This window comes from Affinundibacterium danionis, assembly GCF_042432465.1.
Classification (GTDB): domain Bacteria; phylum Pseudomonadota; class Gammaproteobacteria; order Burkholderiales; family Burkholderiaceae_D; genus Undibacterium; species Undibacterium danionis.
Map to the genome: position 1 here is coordinate 136749 of NZ_JBHLXJ010000004.1, position 25019 is coordinate 161767.

16 protein-coding genes and 1 tRNA gene are annotated in these 25019 nt (G+C 46.2%); 13 read left to right on the forward strand and 4 right to left on the reverse strand.

The genetic code is table 11. The annotated features are described in order from the left end of the window. Positions 1–48 precede the first annotated feature (48 nt). From miaA to ACFFJH_RS04765, 10 genes are all read left to right on the forward strand, one after another. On the forward strand, positions 49–990 hold the full coding sequence (gene miaA / locus ACFFJH_RS04720) for a tRNA (adenosine(37)-N6)-dimethylallyltransferase MiaA (RefSeq protein WP_390210449.1): 942 nt from the start codon (positions 49–51) through the stop codon (positions 988–990). 134 nt (positions 991–1124) lie between these two features. Then, positions 1125–1201, forward strand: a tRNA-Met gene (locus tag ACFFJH_RS04725). A 144-nt stretch (positions 1202–1345) separates the two neighbouring features. Continuing rightward, a complete protein-coding gene (locus tag ACFFJH_RS04730) occupies positions 1346–1969 on the forward strand; it encodes a GIY-YIG nuclease family protein (protein WP_390210450.1) in 624 nt (207 codons plus the stop codon). Positions 1970–2030: 61 nt separating this feature from the next. Then, entirely contained in the window at positions 2031–3710 is a 1680-nt protein-coding gene (locus ACFFJH_RS04735; RefSeq protein WP_390210451.1) for a class I SAM-dependent DNA methyltransferase, read from the forward strand. After that, positions 3700–5049, forward strand: coding sequence for a restriction endonuclease subunit S (locus ACFFJH_RS04740; protein ID WP_390210453.1), 1350 nt, complete (start codon positions 3700–3702; stop codon positions 5047–5049). The genes ACFFJH_RS04735 and ACFFJH_RS04740 overlap by 11 nt, the downstream gene beginning before the upstream one ends. 160 nt (positions 5050–5209) lie before the next feature. After that, entirely contained in the window at positions 5210–6244 is a 1035-nt protein-coding gene (locus tag ACFFJH_RS04745) for a hypothetical protein (RefSeq protein WP_390210454.1), read from the forward strand. A gap of 251 nt (positions 6245–6495) precedes the next feature. Continuing rightward, on the forward strand, positions 6496–9672 hold the full coding sequence (locus tag ACFFJH_RS04750) for a type I restriction endonuclease subunit R (protein WP_446697460.1): 3177 nt from the start codon (positions 6496–6498) through the stop codon (positions 9670–9672). A 206-nt stretch (positions 9673–9878) separates the two neighbouring features. After that, positions 9879–10637, forward strand: a complete 759-nt coding sequence (gene imuA / locus ACFFJH_RS04755) for a translesion DNA synthesis-associated protein ImuA (protein WP_390210455.1) — start codon at positions 9879–9881, stop codon at positions 10635–10637. Continuing rightward, the gene (locus ACFFJH_RS04760; RefSeq protein ID WP_390210456.1) at positions 10570–12051 is read left to right on the forward strand and encodes a Y-family DNA polymerase; all 1482 of its coding nucleotides are present in this window, start codon (positions 10570–10572) and stop codon (positions 12049–12051) included. The genes imuA and ACFFJH_RS04760 overlap by 68 nt, the downstream gene beginning before the upstream one ends. 14 nt (positions 12052–12065) lie before the next feature. Continuing rightward, positions 12066–15209 (forward strand): error-prone DNA polymerase, encoded by a 3144-nt coding sequence (locus tag ACFFJH_RS04765; protein ID WP_390210459.1) that lies wholly within the window; start codon positions 12066–12068, stop codon positions 15207–15209. Positions 15210–15355: 146 nt separating this feature from the next. Here the strand turns inward: ACFFJH_RS04765 and ACFFJH_RS04770 are convergent, their stop codons facing one another. From ACFFJH_RS04770 to ACFFJH_RS04780, 3 genes are all read right to left on the reverse strand, one after another. After that, a complete protein-coding gene (locus ACFFJH_RS04770; protein ID WP_390210460.1) occupies positions 15356–15646 on the reverse strand; it encodes a hypothetical protein in 291 nt (96 codons plus the stop codon). A 691-nt stretch (positions 15647–16337) separates the two neighbouring features. Continuing rightward, positions 16338–16610 (reverse strand): hypothetical protein, encoded by a 273-nt coding sequence (locus ACFFJH_RS04775; protein ID WP_390210462.1) that lies wholly within the window; start codon positions 16608–16610, stop codon positions 16338–16340. A gap of 492 nt (positions 16611–17102) precedes the next feature. After that, entirely contained in the window at positions 17103–19064 is a 1962-nt protein-coding gene (locus tag ACFFJH_RS04780) for a glucokinase (RefSeq protein WP_390210463.1), read from the reverse strand. Between the two features lie 686 nt (positions 19065–19750). On the opposite strand from ACFFJH_RS04780, the gene glk reads away from it, so the two are divergent. From glk to ACFFJH_RS04795, 3 genes are all read left to right on the forward strand, one after another. Further along, positions 19751–20761 (forward strand): glucokinase, encoded by a 1011-nt coding sequence (glk, locus tag ACFFJH_RS04785; RefSeq protein ID WP_390210465.1) that lies wholly within the window; start codon positions 19751–19753, stop codon positions 20759–20761. Positions 20762–20861: 100 nt separating this feature from the next. Next, complete coding sequence (locus tag ACFFJH_RS04790; protein ID WP_390210602.1) at positions 20862–22748, forward strand: glycoside hydrolase family 13 protein; 1887 nt, start codon at positions 20862–20864, stop codon at positions 22746–22748. 56 nt (positions 22749–22804) lie between these two features. Further along, positions 22805–24154, forward strand: a complete 1350-nt coding sequence (locus ACFFJH_RS04795; RefSeq protein WP_390210467.1) for an alpha-amylase family glycosyl hydrolase — start codon at positions 22805–22807, stop codon at positions 24152–24154. A gap of 140 nt (positions 24155–24294) precedes the next feature. Here the strand turns inward: ACFFJH_RS04795 and ACFFJH_RS04800 are convergent, their stop codons facing one another. Then, the gene (locus ACFFJH_RS04800) at positions 24295–24984 is read right to left on the reverse strand and encodes a thiol:disulfide interchange protein DsbA/DsbL (protein WP_390210468.1); all 690 of its coding nucleotides are present in this window, start codon (positions 24982–24984) and stop codon (positions 24295–24297) included. Between the last annotated feature and the right edge of the window lie 35 nt (positions 24985–25019).

Below are 25019 nucleotides of genomic sequence, written 5' to 3' on the forward strand. Positions count from 1 at the left end.
TAAGACGTTTTCTGACATCACTTTATCCTTAGTATCTTTTCCAAATCTATGCCACAACAAAAAATCATCGCCATCATGGGTCCCACCGCTTCCGGCAAAACCGCCGCAGCCTTGGCGATTGCGCGTGAGATTCCAGCTGAGATTATTTCTGTCGATTCTGCCCTAGTCTATCGCGACATGAACATCGGCACCGCCAAACCCAACGCGGATGAATTAGCCGCCGCGCCGCATCATTTGATCGACATTATTGATCCTAGCGAATCCTACTCCGTCGCGCAATTTTTGAACGACAGCGCACGCTTAGTTAAAGAAATCCAAGGACGTGGCAAGCTGCCGATATTAGTTGGCGGCACCATGATGTATTACAAAGCCTTATTAAATGGCATCGACGACTTACCACCCGCAGATAGTACGATCAGAGCGCAACTCGATGCCGACATGGCCATTATCGGCGCATCTGGCCTGCATGCCCGCTTGACTGAAGTTGACCCGATCACTGCGGCGCGTTTGCAAGCCAATGACAGCCAACGTATACAACGCGCATTAGAAATCTACCAGCTCACCGGACAAGCGATGTCCACATTGATCGCACAACAAACGCGTGCTGCCGCAGCATTTGAATTATTCGCCATATCACTAGAACCCAGCGACCGTAGTTTTTTGCATGACCGCATCGCCCAACGTTTCGACCTCATGTTGGAACAAGGGTTTATCGACGAAGTGCGCCAACTCAAACAAAGACCCGAACTCAACGCCGACCTACCGTCAATACGCTGCGTAGGCTATCGCCAAGCTTGGGACTACTTAGACGGCCGCATCAACTACCAAGAAATGCGTGAACGCGGCATCATCGCCACCCGTCAACTGGCCAAACGCCAACTCACGTGGTGCCGCTCCATCCCTGACCGCATCATCGTTGACTGCATCCAAAACAATGTCAGCGAACAAGTCCTAAATCATGCCCGAATAACAATACAAGCCAGCCTTTAAGAAAAACAAGTAAAGAAGTAAGTGTAAGGATAAGCACAATTAAGCGACATTAAGCCTCATTTAACGCAAACCAAAAGCAATTCACATTAAATCTTGACGCATAGCCCAAGCACTGGCATAATCTTGGGCTTCTTGGTGATATAGCTCAGTTGGTTAGAGCACAGCACTCATAATGCTGGGGTCGGTGGTTCAAGTCCACCTATCACCACCAGAACACAAAGCCCTGTTAGCAATAACAGGGCTTTTTTGTTTCTGTTGCAGAAAGAAATAAACATATCATTCCCGCTTTAAGATTCATTGCAAACTCACTTACAATGCTTGCAAGCAAATCAAACCGTGACTAAGGATTAGCACAATGAGTGAAATTGTTTATGTAATGACCAATCAAGCAATGCCAGGCATTATCAAGATAGGTCGCACCAACGACATTGAGCTACGCATCCGGAGTCTAGACAGCACTTCTCTCCCACTTCCGTTTGAATGCCACTACGCAGCACGCGTCGAAAGCGCCATCGAAATTGAACGTATTTTGCATACACTCTTCGCAGAGCAGCGTATTCGCCCTAATCGTGAATTCTTTCGTTTATCCCCAGAAAAGGTCGTCACCGCATTACGCTTAACCGCGCATCAAGATGTAACCCCACGTATCGGCGTATTTGAAGACGCAGAGGAACAACGAGCCGTCACCGAAACAAGGGTAAGACGTGATCGTATTAATCTGCGTGCGATTAATGTGCCAGTCGGTGCGGAATTAGTTTTCTCTCGTGATATTGATATCAAATGCACTGTTATCAACGAAACCCAGGTTGAATACCAAGGCACCGTTACCAGTTTGTCTCGTTCAGCACTGAATATCCTACATGCCCAAGGCTATAGTGTCAGCAGCGTTAGTGGCTCAGTCTTTTGGATGTACGAAGGTGAAACGCTGGACGAACGCCGCCAGCGCATCGAAAGCGAACAATTCGAAATCACGGCATAGATCATCAATACCCACATAACGAACCATAATCCTATAAAAACACAAAACTACGAAGAACAAAATGGTCGACCAAAACGAACAAGAATTCCTCAACAGTCTAGAAAAGAAACTCTGGACCAGCGCCAATAAGCTTTTGCCCGCACTCGATGCGGCGCAGTACAAGCATGTCATGCTTGGTCTGATCTTTTTGAAATATGTGTCTGATGCATTTGATTTGCGTCGTGAAGAGCTCGCCAAACAAATCGCTGATCCTCAGCACGAAAACTATCTCGATCCCGACGGCATGGACGAAGCCGAGTATCAGGCTGAAATTGCGAATGAATTAGAAGTGCGCGACTTCTACCTCGAGACCAATACCTTCTGGGTACCGCCCGTCGCGCGTTGGCAATTTTTGCGTGATCACAATAAAGTCGTCATTGGTGGAGCTGAACTTGAAGTGCTCGTCAACGGCAAGGCGCAAAAAGTTAAAGTCAGTTCGGTCGGGCATTTGATCGACAATGCGCTGGAAGCGATTGAGTTAGACAACACCAAACTCAAAGGCGTGTTGAACAAGCGCTATACGCAATTGCAGATCGATCAAGCCAAGCTCGGCGAATTAATTGATCTGATTTCCACCATCCCATTCACGCACGATTCTTTGTCGAGCAAAGATATTCTCGGCCACGTCTATGAATACTTCCTCGGTCAATTTGCTTTGGCCGAAGGTAAAAAAGGCGGGCAGTTCTACACGCCCAAAGCCATCGTGAGTTTGATCGTGCAAATGTTGGAGCCCTACAAAGGTCGCGTGTACGACCCTGCCATGGGTTCGGGCGGCTTCTTTGTGCAGTCGGAACAATTCATACGCGAGCATCAAGGCCGTATCGGTGAGATTTCGATTTACGGGCAAGAGTACAACCACACCACATGGCAGCTCGCCGCCATGAACATGGCGATCCGTGGCATCGAATTTAACTTCGGCAAAGAGCCCGCCAACACCTACACCAACGACCAACATCCCGATCTGCGCGCCGATTTTGTGATGGCGAATCCACCATTCAATATGAAGGAGTGGGATACCGGTGTCGACGATAATGACCCACGCTGGGTCTACGGCAAACCACCGTCCGGCAATGCCAACTTCGCGTGGTTGCAGCACATGCTATATCACTTAGCGCCCAACGGTAGCATGGGACTGCTGTTGGCGAATGGCTCTATGAGTTCCAACACCAGCGGTGAAGGCGAGATACGCAAAGCGCTGATCGAAAACGATTTGATCGAATGTATGGTGGCGCTACCGGGGCAACTGTTCACCAACACCCAAATCCCTGCCTGTATTTGGTTCCTTACCAAAAATAAAGGCGCACGCACTGCCGCCAGTGGCCGTGCATTGCGCGACCGCAAGCAACAAGTCTTGTTCATCGACGCACGCAATTTGGGTTACATGAAAGACCGCGTACTGCGCGATTTCACTGCAGAAGACTTGAAGAAGATTTGCGATGTCTATCATGCATGGCAAACCGGGATGGGCTACGAAGATCAAAAAGGTTTCTGTGCCAGCGCACGTTTAGAAGACATGCAAAAGCACGACTACGTGCTAACTCCCGGCCGCTATGTGGGTGCTGAAGTAGTCGAAGAAGATGGCGAAGCCTTCGCAGAAAAAATGACGCGCTTGACCGCACAATTGAAAACGCAGTTTGAAGACAGTGCGCGCTTGGAAGGCGAGATCAAGAAGAACTTGGCGGGGTTGGGTTATGAGTTTTAAACAAACAACACTCGGCGAGTATGCCAAAGTTCAAGGAGGTTATGCTTACAAAAGTAGCGACTTCGCTGAGGGCGAAGGATGTATCGTTCTGAAAATAAAGAACGTGCGTTTTGGCCATGTTGATTACTCAGAGCCGTCATATATCGACCAACAGCTCGCAGATGAGACGAAAGAATGGAAAACCAAAGAAGGTGACATTTTAATTTCAATGACTGGGTCAGGACCCAATGCTCCACAATCTCTTGTCGGGCGGGTGGCGAGAGTTTGGAAGGATGAGCCAAGCGCGTGGATCAATCAACGTGTTGGACGTGTGGTACTCAAAGATGTCACCTCAATTCACCCGGACTTTCTTTTCTACTTGCTTTCCACAAGTAAGAGTCAAGACTTCTTGGTTTCAAACTCATCCGGAAGCGCTAATCAGGCGAATATTAGCGGGAAAATTATTGAGTCATTGCCATGTCCAAAGGTTGACTTTCAAACCAGTGCTCGTATTGTCGAAATTCTTAGATCTCTTGATGAAAAGATACTGCTCAATCGACAAATCAACCAAACCCTAGAACAAATCGCGCAAGCCATGTTCAAGACTTGGTTTGTCGACTTCGAACCCACACGCGCCAAGATCGCAGCGAAAGAAGCGGGCGGCGATCAAGCAGCCATAGAACAAGCCGCCATGTGCGCCATCAGCGGCAAAACCCCAGACCAACTAAACCAAAGCCCACCAGAAACTCTAGCCCAACTAAAAGCCACCGCAGCCCTATTCCCAGAAGCACTGGTTGATTCGGGGTTGGGGGAGATTCCGGAGGGGTGGGAGGTTAAGAAAATCGAAGACATCTTAGTTCGATTAAAACCGTCAACTCGCTACGGAAACACGGAGGTTCTACCTTATGGCAAGGTTCCAGTTTACGAGCAAGGAACGGGTATATTGCTTGGCTATCATAATGAAGTGGCTGGTTTCGATGCGTCACCAGAAGCACCAATTTTCATATTTGGAGATCATACGTGCGTAACACACTTATCCTGTGAACCGTTTGACGTTTCCCAAAATGTTATCCCATTATCTGGAAAGAATTTTCCAACAGCTTGGGTCTACTACGCTATTCAGGGGAGACAAGAATTTCAAGAATATCGACGACATTGGTCTGAGCTGATTATCAAGGAAATTGTTGTACCGACCAACGATATAAGTGTCATCTTTTCCAAGAAAATAACCAAGCTATATCTTCACAAAGAACATTTGGTTAGAGAAAGCAAGTCACTAGAACAAATTAGAAATTCGTTACTTCCAAAACTACTCTCAGGTGAATTGGCTCCCGATGGGAAATTAGATTTACCAGTATGAGTATATTTTTATTTTGACGAAAGCTGCTTTCTACCAAACTACAAACAGGAAATGGTGACATTAAGCGTTGATTCCTATGGGTAATGAATTTCCTATTTAGATGTCTGGTTAGCATAAGTTCCTAAGGTTATTGACGAGTAAGGCAAAATGAAAGTGCAAAATGCAAGAATCCAGTGTTGAACCCCTAAAATTTTATGTGGAATGTCTAGATCTCGACGGAGCTCTGAAGGCTGCGAAAGAACTACGGTTGCTTCCTGAGCATTCTTCATACTTGATCGATTTTTCCAAGCTCTCCTGGTTTGAGCCATTTGGAATGCTTTATTTTGCACGACAACTTCGGGATTTTGCCGACTCGAGAAAGCCTGCCACCTGTCAGGCTGTTGGGCACGAAAAGCATGGCTATGCAGCATATATGGGCTTCTTCCGAACCTTTGGACTTGAATTTGGAAATGAGGTCGGCGAGGCCCCAGGTAGTTCTGCATATATCCCGATAACAGAACTGAAGATACGAGAACTACACTTAGAGGCGGGACAAAGCCAGAGGGAAGTACAAGAAATTATAGAGATGCGTTGCGCTAAACTTGCAACAGTTCTAGCAAGAAATGCGAATGGTGCCCTTCACGAAACTTTGACATATTCGTTGCGTGAAATCCTTCGAAATGTTACTGAGCATAGTAATGCGGATTCCATTTGGTACGCTGCGCAATACTGGCCGAGTAAGAATTTGGTTGAATTGTCTATACTCGATCAAGGGTTAGGGATCAGAGCCACATTATCTCGCAATCCCCATTTAGCCATAAGTAATGATGCCGACGCTTTGCGCTTAGCCCTGTTACCCGGTGTTTCAGGACGGGCTTTTAAAGGTGGCCCAACACTTCGTAAAGATGAATGGGCTAATTCAGGGTATGGCCTGTATATGACGAGCCAAATATGCTCAAACGGCGGGAGCTTTACGATATGCAGCGGCGAGGAAGGACTGATTTTTTCTAAGGGAATCGAGCGTAAGTTAGAAGTAGGCTTTTCTGGTACTGCAATTCGCCTTTGTATTTATGTTCCAGAAGTTAAGAGTTTGAATGAGGCGTTTTCTCAGTTTAATGAGCTGGCACGGACCATAGATCAGCGAGTACCAGAGCCGTCAAGATTGACCGCATCGATGTCATCTAGGATGCTTTCTGATCATTTTCCCCGCGACTAAGCAATACAGGTAATGGGCGTTAGACGGCCAATATTCACCTGATAGAAGTCAAAGAATATTCAATAGGTATTTGAGACGCACTTGGATAAACAACATCGAGAGATACAAAAATCGCTCCTTGATAAAAGATCATAATTTTGTTGCGCTTGGCATTTAACGGTAAAAGTGTGTGGCGCGGTATGCCTAATCATGGGAAATCGCACTGCGCCTTGTGCCAAATATAGCTGTAAATATGAAAAGGATTTTCTTCGATGATCACCGAAGACCAACTAGAACAAATCTGCCTTTCCTGGTTTCAAGAGATCGGTTACGACTATGTCAGTGGCTATGACATCGCGCCCGAAGGTTCGCGGCCTGAACGTGTTGACTATCGTCAGATTATTTTGACGCAGCGTTTGATCACTGTTTTACAACGCATTAATCCGCACATTCCGTTGCCGACCTTGGAGCAAGTGGCTTTGTCTTTGGCAAAGCCTGAATCCTTAACACTAATCAAGAGCAATAAAGCCTTTCATCAGTTGGTGTTCGAGGGTGTGAAGGTTGAGTTTAAAACGCAGGATGGTACTAGCGGTGCCGACTCCAAAATCGATTACGTGCGTTTGATTGATTTTTCTGTGCCTAGCAATAATCAGTTTTTGGTGGTGAATCAATACAGTTTGGTTGGTAAGAAAATTGATCGTCGCCCTGATGTCTTGGTCTTCATCAATGGTTTGCCCTTGGCGATTTTGGAGCTGAAAAATCCTGCCGATCAGAATGCAGATATTTGGCAGGCCTTCCAACAGATTCAAACCTATAAAGACGAAATCCCTGAGTTATTTGTTTTCAATGAAGCGGTGGTTGTCAGTGATGGTATTGTCGCGCGGGTTGGTTCGCTGACTTCAAACAAAGAGCGCTTTTTACCTTGGCGCACTGTCGCGAATGAAAACGATAAACCCAAATTTGAATATCAGCTTGAGACCCTGGTCAAAGGTTTCTTCAAGCCCGAGCTCTTTCTTGATTACATTCGCTTCTTCATTTTGTATGAGCAAGATGGCGATACCACGATTAAGAAAATTGCGGGCTACCATCAGTTTCATGCCGTGCGCGAAGCGGTTCGCGCCACCGTGATTGCCGCTCAGCGTGCCGATGGACGCAGCATCATGCAACCACGCGCTAACTATGCGAATGAAGTCGTGCCGGGCTCAGGCAAGGCGGGTGTAGTGTGGCATACGCAGGGTTCCGGTAAATCGATTTCGATGTTGTGTTATGCGGCCAAGCTGTTAGCGCAACCGGAGATGAATAACCCCACCATTGTGGTCGTCACGGATCGCAATGATTTGGACGGGCAGTTGTATAACACTTTCAGCATGGCGCAAGAGTCATTAAAGCAAACGCCAGTGCAAGCGGAAGACCGCGATAGCTTGCGTGAACTGCTCTCATCGCGCCAATCGGGCGGCATCATCTTTACCACGGTGCAGAAGTTTGCTTTGTTGGGCGAGGAGACGACGCATCCAGTCTTATCGACGCGCCATAATATTGTAGTGGTGAGTGACGAAGCGCACCGTAGCCAATATGGCGACAAAGCCAAGTTCAATACTAAGACGGGGCAGTATAGCTTTGGCTATTCCAAGCATATGCGGGATGCATTGCCACAAGCGTCTTTCATTGGCTTTACGGGAACACCGATTGATTCAGCCGACAAAGATACCAAAGCAGTGTTTGGTGATTATGTGTCGATCTATGATATTCAAGATGCGGTCGATGATGGCGCGACGGTGCCGATCTATTACGAATCTCGTCTCGCTAAATTGAATATCGATCAAGCGGGTATCGAAGACCTGAATGAAGAGATTGAAGAAATTATCGAAGATGAAGAAGACGTTGCTACCCGCGAAAGCACTAAATCGCAATGGGCTGCGTTAGAGAAGTTGGTCGGTAGTGACCCGCGTATTCAACAAGTGGCGGCAGACCTTGTCGCCCACTTTGAAAGTAGAACCGCGAGTATGCCGGGCAAGGGCATGCTGGTGTGCATGAGTCGCGAGATTTGCGTGGATATGTACAACGCCATCACGGCATTGCGACCAGAGTGGCACGATGCCGATCCGAATAAAGGCGCGATCAAAATTGTGATGACGGGTTCGGCTTCTGATCAAACAAAGCTGCAAGCGCACATCTATAACAAAGAAACCAAGAAGCTGTTTGAGAAACGCTTTAAAGATGTGAATGACCCATTGCGTTTGGTGATTGTGCGTGACATGTGGCTTACGGGTTTTGATGCGCCGAATTGCCACACCATGTACATCGATAAGCCGATGAAGGGGCATAACCTGATGCAAGCGATTGCACGAGTGAACCGCGTCTTTAAAGATAAACCAGGCGGTTTGGTGGTGGACTATATTGGCATTGCCAGTGAACTGAAAAAAGCTTTGCACACGTACACCAATTCGCAAGGTAAAGGCAAACCAACGCTCGACACGCACGAAGCCTACGCCATCTTCCTAGAAAAGCTGGAGATCATTCACGCCATGTTTCATGGTTTTGACTACAGCCAATTTGAAACCAAAGCTTTGCAATTATTGCCTGGTGCGATGAACCATCTGTTTAGCATCAAGGGCGCGAATGGCGAACTTGATGGCAAGAAGCGCTTCCTAGACGTCATGGCAGCCTTGAGTAAAGCCTACACCTTGTGCAGCACCTTGGATGAAGTCGGCCCAGTCAAAAAAGAAGTGGCATTTTTAAGCGCAGTGAAGCACGCTATCACCAAATTCACCACCATCGACAAACGCCGCACCGATGAAGAACGCAATAGCGCGATGAAACAAATCATCGATAACGCCATCATTGCGGAAGGCGTGGATGATATTTTCAAATTGGTGGGCTTAGACAAACCGAACATCGGTTTGCTTTCGCCCGAATTCTTAGATGACGTGGCCAACCTACCGCAAAAGAACCTTGCCGTCGAACTCTTGGAAAAGCTATTGCGCGATGAAGTCAAAGCACGTATGAAAACAGACGTGGTTTCCGAGAAAAAATACTCAGATCGCATCCTAGAAACTCTACGCAAGTACCACAACCGCGCCATCGAAACCGCACAGGTGATCGAAGAAATGATACAGATGGCGAAGGATATGGCAGCAGACGCAGAGCAAGCGGCTAGGCTTGGCTTGAATGCCGATGAAATCGCCTTCTACCGCGCCCTAATTCAAAACGAAGCCGCAGTCCGCGAACTAGGCGACAACAACTTACGCGACCTCGCCAAATACGTCACCGAACAACTACGCGCCTCCACCACGGTCGATTGGCAAGTACGTGATGCCGTCCGCGCCAAACTACGCAACCTAGTACGCCGCGCCCTCAGAAAATGGAAGTACCCACCAGACAAAGCCGATGAAGCGATTGAGCTGTGCTTGAAGCAGGCTGAGGTGTTGAGTCATGGGTGGAGCCACTGAGCAAATCAATAATCAATTTAAAAATTTTTCAGAGATATACATACAACATTAGCAAAAGCTATAAAGCGCTGCAAAAACCGCCCCTCACACAGTCCCATTTCAAATAAATCATCTTTTAAAAGTGAAGATGACTTTTCGTTTTTTTGCGATTATACTGTACATAAATACAGTATTTTTAGATTAAAAAATTGCCTGATCGTCACATTATGACTTCCCCTTCTCCCGTGTTACTCGACCTGTCGCGCGTACTTAGTAGTATGCCGCACGCGATTTGGCGAGCTAGTGAGATGGCTGTTTATAAAACATCGGTGCTGGCGAGTGGATTTCAGAATTTGGATGCTGAATTGCCCAATGGTGGTTGGCCTCGCTCTTCATTAATCGAATTATTAGTGCAGCAAGCTGGGATTGGTGAAATGCAACTTTTGCAGTCAAGTTTGGCCGCTATCGCAAAATCACAGCGGATCGCATTGATCCAACCGCCCCATGTACCGAATGGCTTGACTTGTCAGAATTGGCAACTGCCCGCAGAGCGACTCATCTGGCTCAAAACCAAGAAAGCTGCAGATGCGCTGTGGGGCGCTGAGCAAATCCTCAAAAATGGCAGTTGTGGTGCAGTACTTTTATGGCAAACGAATGTTCGTGCAGAAGCTTTACGTCGCTTGAATTTGGCGGCACAGACGACTGATACGTATTTTTTTCTTATGCGTCCCATATCGGCACAAAGAGATACTTCCCCCGCCCCACTACGCTTAACCTTACGACCGGCACCCGCGGGTATCAACGTAGAAATTATCAAGCGGCAAGGACCACATTCAGAGCATATTTATTTCGTTCATTTGCCTGGTATGCCTGCCAGTCGTCACTTCAATAGTCACTTCAACATATCGGAACACCATCATGCGCATGTGGATCTGCCTGCACCTGCGATATCTGCCACTGGAAGCATTACGTCCATCCTGGTCTGAACCTGGCCGCTATGTGTTAATGGAGCAAGACCGAGTGCAGATTGCCACTAAAGAGGCGCGCTCTGCTGGCGTACGACTAGCGATGCGACGCAGTGGCGTAGCCGCCGTGGCGCCAGATGCCGTCATGCTGGATCGTGATCTACACAAGGAAGATAGTGCGTTCAATACCATCACAATGGCGCTATTACGCTTCACGCCAGAAGTCACGTATGCCGATGATTTTTGTGTGCTGCTCGATGTCACTGCAAGTTTGAATTTATTTCGCGGCCCTCTCTCCATCTGCCGACACATCAAGCAATGTGTGCGGATGTTAGGATTTACCGCGACCATGGGAACTGCGCCAACGGCCATGGGCGCGTACTTACTGTCCAGAGCACCAATCGGTAAAAAGTATTCCCAACTTAGACGTACTATCCAATCAAAGACTATGGAAAGACGGCTGAATCGTTTGCCTGTTTTATTGCTACCTTATGCACCAGCGTACTTTGAATGGTTGCAGGGCATAGGCTGCGATAGCATTGGTCAGTTACGCAAATTACCTAGAGCCGGATTACAACGTCGCACCCATCAGTCTTTGCTCGATGCTATGGATAAAGCCTTTGGTATGGCACCCGAATTATTTGAATGGATCAAGACGCCATTAAGTTTTTCAGCGCGCATGGAAACGCATGACCGCATCGAACATGCTGAGGCACTGTTGTTTGGTGTTAAACGTCTATTATTGCAATTGGTCGGCTGGCTGGTTTCTTTGCAAAAGGCGGCCTCCCGCTTTGTTTTATATTTAGAACACGAACGAGGTCGTACCGCCGTTGCGCCAACCAGTTTAGAAATTGCCTTAGCCGAACCCGCTTGGCATGAAGAGCATCTCATTCGGCTTATCAGAGAAAGGTTAGGACGACTTGAGTTGACCGCGCCAGTCATTGCACTACGTCTTGAAGTGCTACAACTGTTGGAAATGTTGCCCCCCACTGACTCCTTATTTCCTGAACCGGGTGGTTCGCCGGAAGACCACAATCGTCTATTGGAGCTGCTTGTCGCTAGACTAGGTAAAGACAATGTGTTGACCTTGGCACCAGTGCCAGATCATAGACCTGAGCTTGCAAATTGTTGGGTGTCAGTTACTGCTTCAAAAACTTCACAAGCTTCAAAGCACAATATCGACGTCACCGATTTGGAACGTCCATTCTGGCTTCTAGAAAATCCCATCCAACTTATGATGCGAGATGATCGTCCTTTTTACAACTCCACACTCAAAATAATAAAAGGGCCAGAACGTATAGAAAGTGGTTGGTTTGATGATGCGATGGCTGCTCGTGATTATTATATTGCTCAAGCAAGCGACTCGACCTGCTATTGGATTTATCTTGAGCGCTCTGCAGACCCGCGCTGGTTTTTACATGGCTTGTTTGCCTAATTTGCCTAATCGCCATGCTAACGAACTCTTTACTGCCGGCTTATGCCGAACTCCAAACTTACACGCATTATAGTTTTTTGCGCGGGGCGTCTGCGCCAGAAGACATAATTCAACGTGCCGTCAAACTAGACTACCAAGCCATCGCTATTACCGATGAATGCAGTGTGTCTGGCATTATCAAAGCGCATGTGGAAGCAAAAAAATATGGTTTACAACTGATCATCGGTAGTCAAATGTTGATCACTCCAGAAAATCATACGCCCGCTTTTAATCTGATCATTCTTGCGATGAATAAAAATGGCTATGGCAATCTGTGTGAGCTCATCACAGTAGGTCGTACCCGCGCAGAAAAAGGCAGCTACCTGATCAGACCAGAAGATCTAGCTCATCCGACTGGCGATCTCTCACATTTAAAAGGGATGCCAGACTGTCAGTTAATACTGGCGCCATCCTATGGCATTGCGCCAGAAACCTTAGCACTACAAGCGGCCTGGCTGGTGCACACCTGTCCCGGTCGAGCACGCATTGCGCTAAGCCTGCACAACCGCTCCAAGGATGAATCGCACAAGCAAGTCATCTATAGCGTTGCAGAGCATTACGGCCTGCCTGTGGTTGCCACCGGAGACATATGTATGCATGTGCGCTCCTACAAACCAGTGCAAGACACCATGACCGCGATCAGGCATGGACTAGCAATCTCACAATGCGGCTATAAACTGGCATCCAATGCAGAACAACATCTGCGTTCTCGGCTACGCATCGCTAATTTGTACAACCGAGAAGCATTAGATGAAACCTTGCGGATAGCCCAATTATGCCGCTTCTCCTTGGATGAACTTCAATACGAATACCCAGAAGAATTCGTCCCTGCAGGCGAAACAGTGACGAGCTATTTACGCAAAGAAAGCTACATCGGTGCGAACTGGCGTTTTCCTTCTGGCATTCCCGCGACTGTGCAAATGCAGCTTGAATACGAGTTGACATTGATCGCAGAGCTTAAATACGAGCCGTATTTTTTGACGGTATATGACATTGTCCGTTTTGCTCGCAGCCAGAACATTCTTTGTCAGGGACGAGGCAGTGCCGCCAATTCAACGGTTTGCTACTGCTTAGGCATTACAGAAGTTGATCCGGCGCGCGGCACCATGCTGTTTGAGCGCTTTATCTCAAAAGAGCGCAATGAGCCACCAGACATCGACGTGGACTTTGAACACCAAAGACGTGAAGAAGTCATCCAGTACATTTACCGTAAATATGGACGCTTGAGAGCCGCATTAACAGGCGTAATTATTTCTTACCGCCCCAAGAGCGTATTACGAGATGTCGGCAAGGCGCTCGGAATTGATTTATCCATCGTAGAAAAAGTGGCCAAAGCCCGCCATGGCTGGGGCGGTAGTGCTGATCTTGCGCAGCGTCTGAAAGACTGTGGCTTAGATCCAGATTCTGCCATCGCACAAAAATGGTCAGAAATTGCCGACAAAATGATGAAATTTCCACGCCATATGTCGCAGCATCCGGGCGGCTTCGTCATCGCCCATGAAAAACTATCTCGCCTCGTACCGATAGAAAACGCCGCCATGGCAAACCGCAGTGTTGTTCAATGGGATAAGGATGATTTAGATGCAGTTGGACTGCTTAAAATTGACATCCTAGCGCTAGGCATGCTGAGTTGCATACGACGTGCGCTTGATTTGGTATCAGAGCAAAGAGGCGAACGATTTGAATTGTCTGATATCCCCGCTGAAGACCCTGCAACTTACGACATGATCTGTGCAGCAGATACCGTAGGCGTTTTTCAAATCGAGAGCAGGGCCCAAATGTCTATGCTACCGAGATTACTACCTCGGACTTATTACGACCTGGTCATTGAAGTTGCGATTATTCGACCAGGGCCAATTCAAGGAGGCATGATTCAGCCCTACCTAAGACGCAGGCAAGGCATAGAACCGGTCAGCTATCCCAGCAAAGATATGGAAAAAGTTTTGTCCAGAACATTGGGCGTACCGATTTTTCAAGAACAAGTGATGCAAATTGCGATGGTCGCAGCCGGTTTTAGCGCAGGAGAAGCTGATGCCTTGCGTCGCGCTATGGCCGCATGGAAGCGCAAAGGGAATTTAGAACAGTTCGAAAAAAAGCTCGAAGAAGGCATGGCAGAACGTGGCTACGCGCCAGAATTTGCCATTGCTATTATTGGACAAATACGTGGCTTTGCGGAATATGGTTTTCCTGAAAGTCATGCCGCCAGCTTCGCCTTACTCGCCTATGCCAGTAGTTGGTTGAAGTGTCATGAACCAGCTGCATTTCTATGTGCTTTGCTAAACAGTTTTCCTATGGGCTTTTATTCGAGATCAGCCTTAGTCCAAGATAGTCAACGTCATGGTTTGACCGTAAGACCTGTCGATGTCCGTATCAGTAACTGGGATGCCTGTCTGGAGCCGATACCGAATCAACAGCCTGCGGTCAGGCTAGGTCTGAATAATATCAATGGACTCAAGCGTGACGCTGCTTGGCGCATAGAAGAAGCAAGGGCGATTCAGCAATTTACTAGCATCAGTGATCTATCAAGCAGAGCTAAGCTGGATAGACAGGATATTCAAGCGCTGGCAAACGCGAATGCGCTCGAATCTCTGGCGGGTAACCGTCATCAAGCTATGTGGCAATCTGTCGTCAGCATTCCTGATAAGGGATTGCTGCGCGATGCCAATGCACATGAAGCACACATTGAACTCAGTGCTCCCAGCGAAGGAGACGCCATCATTGCTGATTATCGTAGTCTTGGCTTAACGCTGGGCCGACATCCATTAGCATTGCTGCGTGAACGATTAAATAAAATGCGCTTTTTGCGTTCCAGTGTTTTACAAGTCAGTGCCGACGGCATGTTTGCACGCGGATGTGGCATTGTCACGGTCAGACAGCGACCGCAGACCGCAAAAGGCGTGCTGTTTCTAACGATTGAAGACGAGACGGGCAATGTCAACGTGATCTGCTGGCAAAATGTAGTTGAACAATTTCGCAAAGAAATTTATGGTGCATCGCTGCTTGGCGTATATGGACGCTGGCAGAGTCAGCAAAATGTGCGGCACCTGATCGCGATGCGCTTAGTCGATTTGTCCCATTTATTGGGAGAGCTGGAGACTAGAAGCCGAGATTTTTGTTGAGATGTTTTGAGCTTCTATTTCACTAAGCATCGTACTGGGTTGTGCTTTTTTTGTGCTTTAGGCTTGTGCTTGCGCACTGTACATCTTCATATCATTGATGACTTCCCCCTAAGGCAGCATGCTCATTTAGCGCAATAATCTGCCAATTATTCATCTGCCATTTGTGCTTTTTCTGCTGCGCTTAAACGTTTTGCGCGGATCACGACCACTTGTGTGCTGGTAGCATTCATGAGGTTTGCCGATTGTGATAATTCCAGATCATAGGCCAATTTTTCTTCTGCTGTCATACGGTTAGCGCTGACGGTAATTTTTTGCATCGGCGCTGCTGTTGCACCGACTTCGGATGTCGTAGCCAGATTAACGACACCAACAAAAATCAAAGATGTTACGCATGCAGATGCAGCAGAAACGATGGCTGTGGCGGTAATTGTTTTCATGATTTTCTCCTAAAGTTTTTCGGTAAATTTTTATTGAATAGGTAACTAAATGGATAACTAAATTGACGGTTTCACTCTTTAGTTTTTGCTTCAATTTGTGTTTCGATGTGTGTACTTTAGCGAAGCCGAAAGTCAAGTGCTATGCGTATGCGACGAAATGCAGAAAGGCGGGAATCAAGCGTCGAAAAGTGATGATTAAGCTCTGTCTAAAAAAGATATGTTGAGGATTTACATAGGACAACAATGCGCAGACAAAGATCATCCTTGATAGAAATCCATACACGATGCGCACAGACCATCCTACGAAAGTTCGCAATTTTCTTTAGTGATCAATTACATTAAAAATTGAAGTCAACAAGACGGTGATCGTCAAACGCACCTGAGATGTATGCGGAGAAAAATCAAGTGAAAAATTAATTTCTTTTAGAAGAAATCAAAAATATGAGGTAGGCAATCTTACTAGGAAATATTGTTAGGACGATCTTGCTAGAAGATATGATGCAGAAAATACGAGGCAAGGGAGAAGATCGGCTCAAAAAGAAATTTTGAATCTTTATCAGTGCTTAACTGTAATTACCTGCACTGGGTTTAACCGCCGATCGGGCTAAACCATTTTGACATTATTTAACTACTTGATGCATTTACAGCCCTGAATCAATCAGAAAATTATCACTCACTTATTCAGCAACTATTATTCATCAGCCATTTGCGCTTTTTCTGCAGCAGTCAAACGTTTAGCGCGAATCTCTATCACTTGTGTCACCGTAGATTGAGCTAATTGCATATCGTAAGCTTGTTTTTCAGCATCGCTCATGCGTTTGGCACTCACAGTAACTGTTTGAATCGGCGCTACAGATGCTGCAACATCAGTGCTAGTCGCGATGTTGACGATGCCAACAAAAATCAATGAAGTGACGCAAGCAGAAGCTGCAGAAACGATGGCGGTAGCGGTAATTGTTTTCATGGTATTTCTCCTTAATTGGATGACTAATTTACGATTAAATGGAACTTGTTTTTTATCGACTTCCTTCTTGTTTGGTGTGTCGATGGGTGTACTTTATCGAAAGCCAAAGTCAAGTACCACCGCTATGCGACGAATTGCAAAAAGTAAGGATTTAAATGTCGAAAAGCGCGCACCAAGTAAGAATTGGCGGTGCGAATTGAGGAAGCGGACTAGAGGAACCGAGCTAGCACAAGCGAACTTGAGGTGTAATGCCATTTAGTCAAGTGGAAAAGCTCAAAGTTTGTCGTTCCCACCTACGCGGGAACGACAGTTCATCTCATTGAGCTTAACTGAACACCATTAGGATTTAAGGCGGGATTTTAAAGAGGATTTAAGACAAAACCATAGTTTGAGTGTCTGATAAATATCTTACGATTTTCTTTACGAATTCCTTACTTATACAAACACTCAAGGTTTATAGAATACGACGAGCAAGAGCAAGTTAAGCTAGCCTTATTCGCGGCTATGCGAAGTCAATTTTGCTAATGGTGAGGCTAAGCTGACACCAGGCGCCTGATTACGTGCACCAGCTTTTTTCACCATCACCGGGTTTTCTATGGTGGCTTCATCTAAGCGTTCATCCGCCTCACCGCGCATCAATGACGCACTACCTTGATTACGCCCCATTGCCACCCCTACCGCTAACATGTCGATCACCAGCAAATGCAAAATACGACTCACCATAGGTAGGTGCGTCGTGACGTCTTCTACGTGATCCACAATCAAGGCCACATCTGCTTTACGAATCAAAGGTGAATGACTGGCAGCGATGGCGATCACCTTGGCACCGCGTTCACGAGCTTTTTCAGCGACCTCTAATAACTCAGGCAAACGACCACTACTACTACTGATCACGACGACATCTTGTTCACTTAAGACGCTGGCAGACAACAACTGCAGACGCGAATCGGTGTGCGCAATACTGGGAATTCCTAAACGCAAAAATTTGAACTGCGCATCTTGCGCGACGACACCGTAATGACCAATAGCATAAAATTCAAGCCGACTGGCACGATTAATTAAGCTAATCGCGCGCTCTATCATGTCGCGATTTAATTGGCTACGTACTTGCAAAATCGAGGATGCCGTATTACCCAAGACTTTGGCCCCTAATTCCAAAGCAGAATCATCATCAGTCACTTGAATATGCGTGACTGGCACAGTGCCGGTCAAACCTGAGGCTAATCGCAATTTAAAATCAGACAAGCCTTCACAGCCGAGAGAGCGACAAAAACGAATCACCGTAGGCTGACTGACATCAGCAGCACGAGCGATCTCGGCAATCGGGTCATTCACCACAGCACGAGCATGCGCTAACACATGTTCGGCAACGCGTAATTCAGCGGGCGATAAATTACTACGAATACGACGAATCTGTCCTAGGATTGCAGATCCGGGGTCGCTACTTAATGTGCGTAATTGCGCTTCTAAAATGGCTGAAGCACCCATAAAAGTCGCGTGCTCAGCCGTAATCACAAAAGTCGGTATCGCCGCGACATAGCGGCTAAAGCGCCCTTTTTGCTCAAAGCGCGCGCGGAAACTCGATTTTTCAAAGTATTCACCTAGACGCGGGACGATACCGCCGCCTATATAAATGCCCCCCATCGCCCCCAAAGTCACCGCCAGATTAGCCGCCGCTGTGCCCAGTAAAGAACAAAATACATCGAGCGCCTCAACGCAGAAAGGATCGCTTCGATCCAAGGCCATTTGAGTAATTTCGGGAGCATTTACTTCACGCATCATGCCGTGACCATGCTCAACCAGCGCACGATAAATTAATTCTAAACCGGGCCCGGATACCAGACGTTCAAACGAGACATGTTCAAAATGTTTCCAGACGTAACGCAAAACCACAATCTCACGTTCATCCCTAGGAGCGAAGCTGGTGTGCCCACCTTCCGACCCTAGCGAAATCCATCCATCTCCCGCAGGAATCAAACCCGATGTCCCTAGACCACTCCCAGGTCCCAATAAACCAATCACACTCTGCTTACGCGGACTACCGCCGCCAATTTGTTGTACATCATTCGGCCCCAACCGAGGTAAGGCCATCGCCAACGCGGTAAAGTCATTCACGATTAATAAGGTGTCAAATCCCAATTTTTGGCGCATTTCTTCGATTGAAAAATGCCAGTGATAATTGGTCATGCTGACCCTATCGCCATCAACTGGATTCGCAATCGCAACTGCAGCATGTTCAATCAAAAGTTCAGCGGGCAAAGTCTTGAGATAAGCACGTATTGCGGCGTAAAAATCAACATAATCAGCGCATAGCAAAGAGGTGACATACTGAAAATCACCCCGTCCCAATTCCAATGCAAAACGAGCATAAGTGCCACCGATATCCGCCAGCAAGTGCGGTGTGGCGTATTCTGCATTTATATTGGCAGAACGTGAAATTGACTGATTTTCCATAGGGTTCCAAATTGAGAATGCTTATTTGATTGTACTGATTTGAGCTTGCTTATCTGATGCCATTTGATGCTATGTAATTCTATTGAATGCAATTAGATAAGGCGAAATGCAATACCTTAAGATGCAAACCATACAATGCAAAATAACATTGTAGTCTGACTAGATGCACCTCGGATATATCAGGCGTTTAACTACAAATTATCGAAAATCAACTTCTGAATTATGAACTTAATGCCCTTGAGAAAGCAAGATTTGTAACTAGACTACAAAATCAACTGTAGTCAAGCTGACTTTCATCACCCACTGATTAATAGACATCAAGTTCACACAGCGTTTACCGTCTTTAGTCAAAAGTCTCGTAAAAGTCTCGTAAAAGTATCGTAAAAGTATCGTAAAAGTATCGTAAAAGTATCGTTACTCATTGTCTAAATAAAACAAAACTGAACAAGAGTATTTCAATAAACTTTTGATCAATATTTTTCTGGAAAACCACAGTTCTAGAAAAATCATGAAACTTAATAACAAATGCGTTGCGATATTTATGTAGTTTTGCTACATTTACTCAAAAATAGTCACACAAAATCTTAATTACCACGAGTTGTATAAAGCCTAGGAACACAGTGCTGCAGCAAAAATTGCACTGCTTACCTAATTTTGTATGATTTGCACTACAGGACTTAGCTCTGATGACTGACGCCACTTCTTCTTGCTCGATAGCGACCGCGCCCTACCCTTGGTTGGTAGCAGACATAGGCGGCAGCAATGCTCGCTTTGGCTGGGTTGCTGACAAAGATCAGGCTATTAGCCACGTACACACATTAGCCGTCAACAAATTCGACACCCCGATTGCGGCTAGCGAAAACTATTTGGCACGTTTGCAAGAACAACTTGGTGCAGCCTATCAAGCGCCGCGTTGTGCCGCTTTTGCGGTCGCCACTGCGGCGGGTCAGGATCAAATTAACTTCACCAATAGTCACTGGGGATTTTCCAAAGCCCATGTGCAAGCCGCCCTGCAACTTGAGCGCTTTCTGGTGATTAACGATTTTGAGGCATTGGCCTTGTCATTGCCACGCTTGCAGGCGGGACAAATTCGCGCTCATGGCACTTTGCCCAAGCACCACGGTACCTTGGCGGTAGTCGGTCCCGGTACAGGTTTAGGAGTTGGCTCGGTGATTGAAACTCGTCATGGCTGGATTGCGATTCCGGGTGAAGGTGGTCATGCTAGTTTGGCGGCGACTGATGATTTCGAATCAGCGGTACTGAGCCGGGTGCGTCAAGAATTTACTCACGTCTCGGCCGAACGGCTATTGTCTGGCATAGGCTTACCGGTACTTTACCGTGCCGTAGCACATACAATGAATCAGGCTAGCGAAGAACTGAGTACCGAATTAATTGTTGAACGCGGCTTACAAAATCAAGATGCGGTCTGTCGTCAAACTTTAGATACGTTTTGCGCCTTGCTTGGCAGCTTCTGCGGCTCTATCGCTCTAACAGTAGGTGCTCGTAGTGGAGTCTATATCGGTGGCGGTATCGTCCCGCGTTTTGGCGACTACTTTTTTGCCTCGCGTTTCCGTGAAAAATTTGAAGCTAAGGGTCGTCTGCAACCGTATTTGCAGCAAATTCCCACTGCACTTATTACCGATACCTTAGCCGCATTAAACGGCGCCGCTTTTGCAATCGAACAAAGTGAAGCTTAAACCTATGCAGCGCCGTCTATTCTCCCCAAGACTTCGCAAATTACTGAATCCCCTAGGTAGTTTGTCGGGCGGCGCTGTTTTTTTTTGCGCAACTGTAATGATGAGTGCAGTAATAGCTGGAATACCCAATCTAGCATCTGCATCCGAAATCGAAACTGCTACAACAAAAAACTCAACACAAAAGAGTACCCAGAGCATTCAGCATCTAGAACCATCTTCATGGTGGATAGGGATGAAACATCCCGAAGTGCAACTGATGGTGCATGGTAAAAACATCAGCGAACTCACACCTCACATCAACTATCGTGGCGTCAGCCTTCGCAAGGTGCAGCGTAGTGACAATCCTAATTACTTATTTATTGATCTGCACATTGCAGAAAATACGGTAGCAGGCATAGTCAACATCGTTTTTAAGAGCGGCGATAAGACGATCCTGACACACAATTTTAGTTTAGAAAATCGCCGTCCACATTCAGCGTCAAGAGCCAGTTTTACGCCTAGTGATGCGATTTATTTAATCGTACCAGATCGTTTCGCCAACGGTGACTCCAGTAACGATAGTCATCCCGATTACAGCGATAAGCTCGCACGTGATGTTGCAGGTGGACGCCATGGTGGCGATATACAAGGTATACAACAACACATAGATTACATCGCTAATTTGGGCTTTACCATGTTGTGGCCAACACCGTTGATGGAAAACGCTATGGCGGTCAACTCTTATCACGGTTATGCAGCAACCGATTTTTATAAGATCGATCCTCGTTTTGGGACTAATGCCAGCTATAAAGAATTAGTAGCTTCTGCCAAACAAAAAGGCGTAGGCATGATTCAAGATATCGTCTTAAATCATATAGGCTCAAATCATTGGTGGATGAAGGATTTACCCAGTAATGACTGGTTAAATTTCCCCAAAAAATATACCGAGACCAATCATATACGCAGCACTTTGCAAGACATCCATGCTGCGCAAAGTGATAAGAAAAAATTCACCGATGGCTGGTTTGTTAAAACCATGCCTGATATGAATCAAGGCAATCCCTTCCTAGCGAACTACTTAATCCAAAATACTTTATGGTGGATAGAGTACGCCGATCTATCTGGTTTGCGCGTCGATACTTACTCTTATTCCGACAAAGAATTTTTGGCACGTTGGTCACAGCGGATCACTAACGAATATCCTAACTTAAATATCGTCGGCGAAGAATGGAGCATGAATCCCAATATCGTCGCCTATTGGCAGCGAGATAAACTGAACCACGATGGCTATCGATCTTACATGCCAAGCATGATGGACTTTTCTGTGTATCAAGCTTTGCACACTAGTTTAATCGGAGACAACGGCAAACCCGCTGACATGATGAGTATGTATGACGCCATCGCCAATGACTTCATCTATCCACACCCTGAAAATCTGACGATTTTTGAAGGTAATCACGATACGCCACGTATTTTTTCTGCCTTAAATCAAGACATCGCACTCAATAAACTAGCGTTGGTGATGCTGGCGACACTGCGTGGCATACCACAAATGTTTTATGGTTCGGAAATCCTAATGACCAGTCCGACACAACGTGATGACGGCAAAGTACGTGGCGATTTTCCGGGTGGATGGAATGACGACAAGATCAACGCATTCACAGGTGAGCAACTCAGTTCCGCACAAAAAGATATGCAGGATTTTGTACGAAAACTTTTTAATTGGCGCAAAACAGAAATCGCCATTCATCAAGGTAAGTTAATTCACTTCCTGCCAGAAAATAATTGTTATGTGTATTTTCGTCTGCTCGATAGTGGAAAAGAGACACGCAAAATCATGGTCATTATTAATCGTAATGCGCTAGCCACGGAGCTTGATATGCAGCGCTTCCAAGAGCTTCTGCAAAATGCTAACAGTGCGCGTGATGTGATGAGCGGACAGACTATGCCGCTTGCAGCCCAACTCAAGATTGACGCAAAAACAGCCTTGATCTTGGAAGTGAAATAGTCAGTACGCTGAAATTAGTTGTAAACAATCCCCCCCCGAAAACACAAGGTTATTTCATGAAACATTTACTCTTCTCTCTCCTCCTCGGAGCTGGCATCTGCCTCAGCAGCATGCCCGTATCGGCACAAACCCAGTCGGACGTCGTGCATCCTGCTTGGACAAAAAACGCAACGATTTACGAAGCGAATATTCGCCAGCATTCTAAAGAAGGCAGCTTTAAAAAATTTCAAGCGTATCTTCCTGAGTTAAAAAAAATGGGCGTCAAAGTCATCTGGATTATGCCCATCAATCCTATCGGCGAAAAAAATCGCAAAGGTGAATTGGGTAGCTATTACGCCGTACGTGATTACAAAGCGGTTAATCCAGAATTTGGTACGCCGGTCGATTTCAAGAATTTGGTAAAAGCGATACATGCTCAAGGTATGTATGTGATCATAGACTGGGTTGCTAATCATACGTCTTGGGATCATGCCTGGACCACGCAACATCCTGACTATTACAAGAAGGACAAAGATGGAAAATTCGTACCGCCTGTACCTGATTGGGCCGATGTGATTTCACTCGATTACAACAATCAGCAAGTGCGTAAAGAGATGATAGACGCTATGCGTTTTTGGCTGACTGAATATAACATCGATGGTTTCCGTTGCGATGTCGCTGCGATGGTGCCGACCGATTTCTGGAACGATGCGCGTAAAGAATTAGATAAAACAAAAAAAGTTTTTATGCTGGCAGAAGCACATGAATTTGAGCTGCAAGAAAAAGCCTTTGATATGACCTATGGCTGGCAATACAAAGACTTATTCAATGATATTGCGAAACAAAAGAAAAACGTCAAAGACCTCGATGCGTATTTGAATGGTGAAGAAAAACACTACCATCCAAATTCCTATCGCATGCTGCATATCACAAATCATGATTTGAATAGCTGGGAAGGTACCGAGTTTGAACGCCTCGGTGACGGTGTAGAAGCCTTTTTGGTACTCTCAAATATCATGAAAGGTATGCCTCTGATATACAGTGGGCAAGAAGCAGGTAATAACAAGGCACTGAATTTCTTTGACCGCGATCCTATAGCATGGAAAGCCCATCCTTTCAAAGCCTTGTACACTAAATTATTCCAATTAAAGAAAACCAATAAAGCTTTATGGAATGGCGTGGAAGGTGGCGAAATGCAACGTCTGCACACGGGTAGCGATGAACAGGTATTTGCTTTCACACGAGAAAAATCAGGAAACAAAGTAGTCGCTATATTCAACCTATCCAATCAAGCACAGACTGCTGAAATTGAAACGGCTTTGGCTAAAGGAAAATTACGCGATGCTATCAGCGGTGCGAAAGCACCTCAGGGCGATAAAGTTAAATTTGACTTGAAGCCTTGGGAATACAAAGTATTTGTGCAATAGAGTAACACTGAAGTAAGTTCGACCAAGAAAACATAAAAGCAAATACCAAAATGCCAGGTTCACAAGACCTGGCATTTTTTATGTTCACAGCCTTCAATACTTACTTCATTACTGGCTCGCTTAGTTTGCTACTTAGTTAGTTACTTAGGTGCAGCGGCCTTTTCTTTCTGCGCTTTACTGACCAGAAAATCTAGAACTGGTAACAAAGCCTCATTTTGTTGTTGCTCAGTGACTCGCCCTAAGCCACGTACCGCCATGCTCGGTGAAGTTTGTAAACGACCATCGACGACTACACTAGGCCATGATTCAATTTCATAATCTGCCATCACACGTGGTGAGCGACCTTGTTTCGTGGTGACGGTAAAAGATTTATAGGCATTATAAAAAGCGGCCTTGTCTATCGTTGTTGTGTCGATAAAAGCTCTAATCTGCTCATCCGTCATTAAGCGATTACGTTTGACGTGATAAGCCTCAAAGATCTTATTATGAAACTCTTCAGCTTTTCCCATCCCATCTAGGGCAAAAAATAATTTCTGCTGTGCCTCTACGCCTGGATTCAAAACGTGAATGCGTTTAAAGGCAATTTTATCGCCCTGCTTTTTAACCCACTCAGCCAAAATCGGCTCTAAGGCATAACAATGTGGGCAGTAATAAGCAAAAAACTCGATGACCTCAATTTTTTTACTCGCCTCTACCGCTTGTGGTTGACGCAAGGCTTTATATTCCACACCAGCTTCGGGGGCAGCAACACTGGCAAATACCGAATTCGTCAACACGCCTAATCCAGTGCCAGCGAGCATTTGGGTAAACCGTCTTTTACTAATTTGCATATTCTTTATCCGTAAAAATAGTCTTGAAAAGTAGC

What these genes read in the sequence shown, in the direction of transcription:
- miaA (WP_390210449.1), top strand. Translation starts at nt 49, where the DNA reads ATGCCACAACAAAAAATCATCGCCATCATGGGTCCCACCGCTTCCGGC.
- ACFFJH_RS04730 (WP_390210450.1), top strand. Translation starts at nt 1,346, where the DNA reads ATGAGTGAAATTGTTTATGTAATGACCAATCAAGCAATGCCAGGCATT.
- ACFFJH_RS04735 (WP_390210451.1), top strand. Translation starts at nt 2,031, where the DNA reads ATGGTCGACCAAAACGAACAAGAATTCCTCAACAGTCTAGAAAAGAAA.
- ACFFJH_RS04740 (WP_390210453.1), top strand. Translation starts at nt 3,700, where the DNA reads ATGAGTTTTAAACAAACAACACTCGGCGAGTATGCCAAAGTTCAAGGA.
- ACFFJH_RS04745 (WP_390210454.1), top strand. Translation starts at nt 5,210, where the DNA reads ATGCAAGAATCCAGTGTTGAACCCCTAAAATTTTATGTGGAATGTCTA.
- ACFFJH_RS04750 (WP_446697460.1), top strand. Translation starts at nt 6,496, where the DNA reads ATGATCACCGAAGACCAACTAGAACAAATCTGCCTTTCCTGGTTTCAA.
- imuA (WP_390210455.1), top strand. Translation starts at nt 9,879, where the DNA reads ATGACTTCCCCTTCTCCCGTGTTACTCGACCTGTCGCGCGTACTTAGT.
- ACFFJH_RS04760 (WP_390210456.1), top strand. Translation starts at nt 10,570, where the DNA reads ATGCGCATGTGGATCTGCCTGCACCTGCGATATCTGCCACTGGAAGCA.
- ACFFJH_RS04765 (WP_390210459.1), top strand. Translation starts at nt 12,066, where the DNA reads ATGCTAACGAACTCTTTACTGCCGGCTTATGCCGAACTCCAAACTTAC.
- ACFFJH_RS04770 (WP_390210460.1), bottom strand. Translation starts at nt 15,646, where the DNA reads ATGAAAACAATTACCGCCACAGCCATCGTTTCTGCTGCATCTGCATGC.
- ACFFJH_RS04775 (WP_390210462.1), bottom strand. Translation starts at nt 16,610, where the DNA reads ATGAAAACAATTACCGCTACCGCCATCGTTTCTGCAGCTTCTGCTTGC.
- ACFFJH_RS04780 (WP_390210463.1), bottom strand. Translation starts at nt 19,064, where the DNA reads ATGGAAAATCAGTCAATTTCACGTTCTGCCAATATAAATGCAGAATAC.
- glk (WP_390210465.1), top strand. Translation starts at nt 19,751, where the DNA reads ATGACTGACGCCACTTCTTCTTGCTCGATAGCGACCGCGCCCTACCCT.
- ACFFJH_RS04790 (WP_390210602.1), top strand. Translation starts at nt 20,862, where the DNA reads ATGAGTGCAGTAATAGCTGGAATACCCAATCTAGCATCTGCATCCGAA.
- ACFFJH_RS04795 (WP_390210467.1), top strand. Translation starts at nt 22,805, where the DNA reads ATGAAACATTTACTCTTCTCTCTCCTCCTCGGAGCTGGCATCTGCCTC.
- ACFFJH_RS04800 (WP_390210468.1), bottom strand. Translation starts at nt 24,984, where the DNA reads ATGCAAATTAGTAAAAGACGGTTTACCCAAATGCTCGCTGGCACTGGA.